The 7,153-nt window shown below is 57.8% G+C and carries 6 protein-coding genes; 3 read left to right on the forward strand and 3 right to left on the reverse strand.

Annotated elements, in window-relative coordinates:
* Positions 1-130: 130 nt before the first annotated feature.
* The 3 genes from HMCN_RS0110185 to HMCN_RS0110195 form a co-directional block, all read right to left on the reverse strand.
* Entirely contained in the window at positions 131-1,501 is a 1,371-nt protein-coding gene (locus tag HMCN_RS0110185; RefSeq protein WP_025917290.1) for a glutamine synthetase family protein, read from the reverse strand.
* Between the two features lie 137 nt (positions 1,502-1,638).
* Complete coding sequence (locus HMCN_RS0110190) at positions 1,639-2,415, reverse strand: gamma-glutamyl-gamma-aminobutyrate hydrolase family protein (RefSeq protein ID WP_025917291.1); 777 nt, start codon at positions 2,413-2,415, stop codon at positions 1,639-1,641.
* Positions 2,416-2,773: 358 nt separating this feature from the next.
* Positions 2,774-3,580, reverse strand: a complete 807-nt coding sequence (locus HMCN_RS0110195) for a gamma-glutamyl-gamma-aminobutyrate hydrolase family protein (protein WP_025917292.1) — start codon at positions 3,578-3,580, stop codon at positions 2,774-2,776.
* A gap of 334 nt (positions 3,581-3,914) precedes the next feature.
* On the opposite strand from HMCN_RS0110195, the gene HMCN_RS0110200 reads away from it, so the two are divergent.
* The 3 genes from HMCN_RS0110200 to HMCN_RS19260 all read left to right on the forward strand — a co-directional run bounded on the left by HMCN_RS0110200 (position 3,915) and on the right by HMCN_RS19260 (position 7,088).
* Positions 3,915-5,429: an aminotransferase class I/II-fold pyridoxal phosphate-dependent enzyme gene (locus HMCN_RS0110200; RefSeq protein ID WP_025917293.1), complete on the forward strand. Its 1,515-nt coding sequence runs from the start codon at positions 3,915-3,917 to the stop codon at positions 5,427-5,429.
* Positions 5,426-6,589 (forward strand): MFS transporter, encoded by a 1,164-nt coding sequence (locus HMCN_RS0110205; protein WP_025917294.1) that lies wholly within the window; start codon positions 5,426-5,428, stop codon positions 6,587-6,589. The genes HMCN_RS0110200 and HMCN_RS0110205 overlap by 4 nt, the downstream gene beginning before the upstream one ends.
* Before the next feature lie 355 nt (positions 6,590-6,944).
* Positions 6,945-7,088: a hypothetical protein gene (locus HMCN_RS19260; protein ID WP_155837527.1), complete on the forward strand. Its 144-nt coding sequence runs from the start codon at positions 6,945-6,947 to the stop codon at positions 7,086-7,088.
* The last annotated feature ends 65 nt before the right edge of the window (positions 7,089-7,153 follow it).

Here is a 7,153-nt window from a genome sequence, read left to right on the forward strand (position 1 = left end):
TTCACCTGAAATTTTGTTGAGTGGGTATGTTGCGCCCGGGGATCTACATTCCACGCGGGCACAAGATCGTGTCCGCCCCTTCCTTCTCCCGCAGGTGGGAGAAGGAATCGATGCAATAACTTCTATGGTTTTAAACGTGTAGCAGCAAATGCTCGCGTTCCCAAGGACTGATCACTTTCATGAATTCCGCATGTTCCAGATCCTTGATGGCCGAATAGACATCAATGAAGCGTTCGCCCAGCACACTGCGCAGTTTGGCCTCCGCACGCAACGCCTGGAGTGCCTCCGGCAAGCCCTGCGGCAGCTCGAACTTGAGGTCATAAGCGCTGCCAACCGTGATCGGGGTCGGCTCCAATTGCTCGGTCATGCCCAGATAGCCGCATGCCAGCGTCACTGCCAGCGCCAGATAAGGATTGGCATCGGCACCGATGATCCGGTTCTCGACCCGACGATCCTGAGCGCCGGATTCCGGCACGCGGAAGCCGACGGTGCGGTTATCCAGGCCCCACTGGATATTGATCGGGGCAGCCGTATGCCGCACGATGCGGCGATACGAATTCACATACGGCGCGACAATCGCCATCGCCGATGGCATGTAGCGCTGCAAGCCGCCGATGTAATGCTTGAAAATGGTCGCCGCCGAACCGTCCTGATTGCTGAAAATATTCAGGCCGGTTTTGGCATCGACCACGCTCTGATGCACGTGCATCGCCGAGCCCGGTTCGTCCGTCATCGGCTTGGCCATGAAGGTTGCGTACATGTCATGCTTGAGCGCTGCTTCGCGCAGTGTGCGCTTGAAGAAGAACACCTTGTCGGCCAGCCCCATCGGATCGCCGTGCAGGAAGTTGATTTCCATCTGGCCGGCGCCGATCTCGTGAATCAGCGTATCGACGTCCAGATTCATCAGATCGCAATAATCGTAAATGTCCTCGAACAATGGATCAAACTCGTTGACTGCGTCGATGCTATAGACCTGACGGCTGGTTTCGGCGCGGCCGCTGCGACCGACCGGCGGCTTCAAGGGCAAATCGGGATCGGTATTCTTGGCGGTCAGATAAAATTCCAGCTCCGGCGCAACTACCGGCTTCCAGCCCTTCTCCTCATACAACTTGAGAACCCGGCGCAGCACCGATCGCGGCGCAAAGTCAACCAGCATGCCATCGGCAAAAAAACAATCGTGAATCACTTGCGCAGTCGGGTCTATTGCCCACGGCACCATTGTGATGGTGGTCGGATCCGCCTTCAGGATCATGTCGCGGTCAGTCGATGAAATGGCGCGATCATACGGGCCATCGTCGACCGGATAATTGCCGGTCACCGTCATCCCCAATACCGCTTCCGGGATGCGCATGCCGCGTTCCTGGGTAAATTTGCCGCGCGGCAGAATCTTGCCGCGCGCCACACCGGTCAAATCCGGCACCAGACATTCAATCTCCGTAACCCGTTTTTCGTTGAGCCACAGATCCATATCCGTATAAGAAAAATTTTCACGTATCGACATGGTTTCCTCCATTGTTCTCTAATATTTTTTATGTTCATACAAGGCCGCGTCGATGGCCGTTTGCCTTGCATATATTTGTTTTACGCTACCGTCGCATCATCCAAGAGCGGCCCTACGGCACACGCCGCGCCCATTTTTCATAGATCAGCATGGGCACCTCCTTTTTTCTGCAACTGGTATTGCCGGCAAGCTGCCCCGAACGCTGCATACAACTTCATGGAAACCGGATTGTCGGTCAAACGCCATTCCGGATGCCATTGCACCGCCAGCGCAAAGCCGGGAGCGCTCTCGACGCTATACGCCTCAACCAGGCCATCTTCCGCGACCGCTTCGACGCGCAATCCCGGCGCCAGCCGATCTATCCCTTGCCCATGCAGCGAATTGACTGAAATCCGGGTGACGCCGCCCAGCACTTGCGCCATCAGGCCGCCCTCGATCAGCGTCACCGCATGCGCCGGACCGTACTGCTCTTCGAGGGACAAGCCCCTGCCTTCACGATGATCGTTGAAGCCGGGATTTTCCTGTACCGCCTGATGCAGGGAGCCGCCGAGTGCGACATTGACTTCCTGCATGCCGCGACAGATCGCAAACAGCGGCAACCCACGTTCCAGCGCGGCACGAACCAGCGGCAGATTGGTCTCATCACGCGCCGGGTCCAACGGCAATGCGGGATTGCGTACGGTCTGGCCGAAATGGCTCGGATGCACATTGGAAGGCGATCCGGTCAGCATTACGCCATCGACTGCCGACAACAGCGCATCCCAGTCGATGCGTTCACCCAGCGCCGGCAAAATCAAGGGCAGGCAAGCAGCACCTTGCAATATCGCATCCACATATTTCATTTGCACCGCATAGTCTGGATGTGCGCCGTGCTGTGCCGTGCAGGCAGGAACGATAACGAGTGGACTACGCATGATTTTGTCGATAAGAAGAGGGGTTTGCACTTGCGACACAGCTCAGAATAGCGCCAAGAACCAATTTAGCGAACAATCTTGATGCTGCGACGCACCACTTTAATTCCAGCCTGAACACTTGTTCCTCCTCCTTGTATTAGCCAGTGATTGCATATTATGCTGAATAATTTAAAATTGGCAGTGCCACTTTTATCATCTAGATAGAACCACTTAGAAACTGTGATTGCCTTGCTCATTATCAAGCACTGAATTGCCGGGTGTTACGCTGGCGCCAGCCAATTTTTATCCCTCTCGGCAAGAACTGAATGCACGCCGCAACGAAGAAGATTTTTACCCGATCAGATTTCAGGAGCAGGAATTATTCGAGGCGATCTGATGCGCCACCGTGCTCTGCCGCGTGTTTTCGGCAGGCATCTCCAAAAGCTTGAAACAGGCGCACGGAGTGGGGATTCTGAGCGGCTTGCCATTCCGGATGCCATTGCACCGCAAGGGTGAATTGCGAATGTTCCGGCAAATGGATCGCCTCTATCACCCCGTCCTCTGCATATGCCAGCGACTGCAGTCCCTTGCCAAGCGTTTTAATGCCCTGCCCATGCAGCGAATTGACTGGAAATTCATGCTGCTGCATCAGTTCGGCAAACCAGGTATTCGGCACTACGCGCACCGTGTGGACGTCGGCATACTGCTCGGCCGGCGGGGTCGCGTCGTCTTCGCGGTGATCGTTCAGGCCTGCAATCTCATACAACTTCTGATGGATGTCACCACCGAGTGCCACGTTCAGTTCTTGCATGCCGCGGCAGATGCAGAAAATCGGCAGACCCATTGCCAGTGCTGCGTGGATCAAGGGCAAATCGAACAGATCCCGGTCCCGATCCTGAACCTTGTCGGGCGTCAGATTTTCCTGGCCATAGAGAGCCGGGTCTATGTTGCTGCCGGCTCCGGTGAGGTATACGCCGTCAACCATGGACAGGTATTGCCCGATGTCTGCAGTACCGAAGCAGGTCGGCGCCAGCAGCGGCACGCAGCCAGAGATTTCCACCAGCGGGGACATGTACTTCCTGGTCATCACCTGGTAGTCATGGCCTTTACGTGCTTGCGCCCCCATGGACATAAGCACTACAGGTTTATGTTTTATGTTTCGGACATTTTCAGTGTTGCTGGACATGGTTCACCTTGAAGCAGGGGTCAATACAGAAAAATCAAAGCCAGGCAAGCCACAGTCAGGAAGAACACCAGGCTGCGCTGTGCAAGCAGGAGCAATGAGAAGTGGACTACGCATGATCTTGTCGGCAAGTAGCCTGACTGCAGGTCCACACATGGGCCAGAATAGCGACAGGAACCAATTTTGCAAAAAAATACAATGCTGCGATGCACCACTTCAAAGTCAGTAAAGAATCTTATTTTCACTCTTGCGTTAGTCAGTGATAACATCCTACGCTGAATAGTTTTAAATTGGCAGCTCCACTATTACAATCCACATAGAACCACTTAAAACCGTGATCAGCAACCTCCCGACCGCCGATTTACTGAGTGCCACGCTGGCACAAACCGACTTCCTGCCTCGCCTGCCGCAGCAGCGGCGATTGTATGAAGCGGCGAAAACGGCCATCCTTTCGCAGCAACTAAGCGCCGGCTGCAAACTGCCGTCGACCCGCAATCTGGCAAAAGATCTCGGCATCGCACGCAACACCATCATCGCCGCATTCGAGCAACTGGCCGCCGAAGGTTTCGTGGTCACCTCGACTGGCAGCGGCACCTATGTTTCGGCCACCTTGCCGACCGCTCCACGGCCGAAAGGCAAGCCGAAAGAAACTCCTTCCAGCCCGCCGCACGCTCCCTTTGCAGGACCGGCGCCGCTATCGAAACGCGGCGCCCAGCTGACCGACTTCGCGGCCGGCGAGCGCTATGAGATCCAGCCGTTCGCGCCCGGCGACTGCGATTTTTCGACCTTCCCTTACAAAATCTGGCAACGTTTGCAAAACCGCGTCTGGCGCGATTCCTGGTCGGAATTGCTGGATTACGGCAAGGCCGGTGGTTACCTGCCGTTGCGCCGCGCGATTGCCGAATACCTGCGCGTGTCGCGTTCGGTCAAGGTCTCGATCGACCAGGTGATGATCACGGCCGGCACCCAGCAATCGCTCGACCTGTGCGCGCAGTTGCTGGCCGACGTCGGCGATACCGCTTGGGTCGAAAACCCCTGTTACTGGGGGACCAGAAGGGTGTTTGAATCGTGCGACCTGCATTTGCACCCGATTGCCGTCGATGCCGAGGGCATCGCTCCGACCGAGAGCGATCTGGCAAGCAAACCGCGTCTGATTTATGTCACGCCGTCACACCAGTACCCGACCGGCGTCGTGATGAGCCTGGCGCGCCGCCGCATGCTGCTGGAACTGGCCGAGCAGGAACGCGCCTGGATTCTGGAAGACGATTACGACAGCGAATTCCGTTACACCGGCCGGCCGCTGGCCGCTCTGCAAGGGCTGGATACGCGCGGCCGCGTGGTCTACATGGGCACCTTCTCGAAAGTCCTGTATCCCGGTATCAAGGTCGGTTATCTGGTGGTGCCGCCGGCACTGGTGGAACCGTTCAAGAGCGCGCTGTACGACCTGCACCGGCCCGGGCAATTGATGATTCAGGCGGCACTGGCGGACTTCATCGCGCTCGGGCATTTCACCACCCACATCCGCAAGATCCGCCAGGCTTACGGCGCCAAGCGCGAACTGTTGCGCAAGACGCTGGTGGCGCAGCTCGGCAACAATATCAGCATTTCAGGCGAGGAATCGGGCCTGCATCTGGTGATCGAATTACCCGATCATGTCGATGATGTCGCGCTGGCAGCCCTGGCCGCCGAATCCGGCATTGCGGTCAAACCGCTGTCCAACTACTACCTGCAGCAACCGGCGCGGCGCGGCCTGCTGGTTGGCTATGCCTATGTCAACATAGACAAGATCAGTTATTACGGCAAGCTGCTGGCGCATGTGATCCAGGCCGGCGCCGGGACATGCAGCAGATGAGGGGGCTACCTTGGCGGGATTTTCTGGCGCTCACCGTCAGCGTCGCCGTAGTCGGGCTGGGCCTCGGCGCAACCCTGCCGCTGACTGCCCTGACGCTGGACCAACGCGGCCTGGGCAACCATGTGGTCGGCCTGATGACGGCGCTGGGCGCAATAGGCATTCTGGCGGTAGTGCCGTTCGTCGCGCGCTGGGTAGCGCGCTTCGGGCCGCGCAACAGCATGATCGGCGCGGTGGCCGTCGCCGCTCTGGCGACCATGCTGATGCAGACCGGCGCCAACCTGATCTACTGGGGCCTGCTGCGCTTCATTTTCGGTGCAGCCCTGGGCGTGCTGTTTACCGTTGGCGAAGCCTGGATCAACAGGCTGGCGCCGGATGGTTCGCGCGGGCGGGTAGTGGCGCTGTACGCCACCACCTTCACCCTGTTCCAGCTGATCGGCCCGGCCTTGGTGGCGCTGCTGGCGGGCCGGATCGACTGGCCGTTCGCGGCCTGCGGCGCACTGTTCCTGCTGTCGATTCCCGGCTTGGCGCTGATGCCAAACCATAGCCACATCGTCGATAACGAGCACGCGGCCGACTGGAAAATAGTCGCCCCGCGCATGCCGGTCATCATCCTCGGCGCTGCCTTCTTCGCGCTGTTCGATGCGCTGGCGTTAAGCCTGCTGCCGCTGTTCGGCATGCGCCATGGGATTCCGGTCGAACAGGCGCTGCTGTCTGCCAGCGTGATGCTGATCGGCGACACCACGCTGCAATTTCCGCTCGGCTGGCTGGCCGACCGCGTCGGTCGCGCCCGCGTCCATATGGGATGCGGCCTGCTTGCCTGCCTGCTACTGCCGCTGATGCCGTTCGCAGTCAGCGTGCCATGGCTGTGGTGGACCCTGCTGTACGTACTGGGCGGCGCGGCCGGCGGCATCTATGTGCTGTCGCTGGTGGCCTGCGGCGAACGCTTTTCCGGCCAGCGCCTGGTCGCCGCCAGCGCCATCGTCAATGCCACCTGGGGCGTCTCCAGCAGCGGCGGACCGCTCCTGACCGGGGTACTGATGCAAAGCATCAACGTCAATGCGCTGGTGCTCGTATTGTGGCTGGGCGCGGCGACCTTCGTCGCCAGCCTGCTGTGGGAGCAGCGCCCGGCCTTCATCGCCAAGATACTGGCGCGGCCGTGAATCAGGGCCGCGAATGCCGAGCGGCCTTATGGCGGGCGATCTGCGCCATGAAATATACTCATCACGGTATGTTTCATGGCGATTGCGGACCCGGGCCCGAAGTGCGATCTGCCACGCGGTCGCAGGGCTCAAATACAATATCGTCTTTACCCTTGTTCCCGCTCTTCTTTTGGGCGTTAAACGCGCCATTCAATGCGCATTTCGAAAAAAACGACGCCTTGATTGAGCGGAATCTTCGTGGCGAGTTGTCTCTTGAATCGCAATATTGCTGTTTTTTTAACTCTTGCTAACTGGTGGCCAATCTTACAGGCACCGCCTGGGATCAACAGGAATAGTCAAGTTCGCCGGAGGGTGTTTGGAAGAATTTAAGCCATTGAAAAATATAAATAAGCCTAAAGTTTCAGCGATGAATGAAAAACACACCCCAATGATGCAGCAGCGCATTTGCCTATGGCATTTAAATCGCAAACTTAAAACTTACGCCAAAAGCTACGCCTAACAACAAAAAACCGGCCTCTTTAAATGCGTTCTGAGGCGTTTTTTAAAGAGTGCCAGGGGGTTGGC

Source organism: Herminiimonas sp. CN, from assembly GCF_000622895.1.
Lineage (GTDB): Bacteria > Pseudomonadota > Gammaproteobacteria > Burkholderiales > Burkholderiaceae_D > AVCC01.

Bases quoted from the DNA above. Each gene is read 5' to 3' on its own strand.
- HMCN_RS0110190 (WP_025917291.1), bottom strand. From the start codon at position 2,415: ATGCGTAGTCCACTCGTTATCGTTCCTGCCTGCACGGCACAGCACGGC.
- HMCN_RS0110185 (WP_025917290.1), bottom strand. From the start codon at position 1,501: ATGTCGATACGTGAAAATTTTTCTTATACGGATATGGATCTGTGGCTC.
- HMCN_RS0110195 (WP_025917292.1), bottom strand. From the start codon at position 3,580: ATGTCCAGCAACACTGAAAATGTCCGAAACATAAAACATAAACCTGTA.
- HMCN_RS0110205 (WP_025917294.1), top strand. From the start codon at position 5,426: ATGAGGGGGCTACCTTGGCGGGATTTTCTGGCGCTCACCGTCAGCGTC.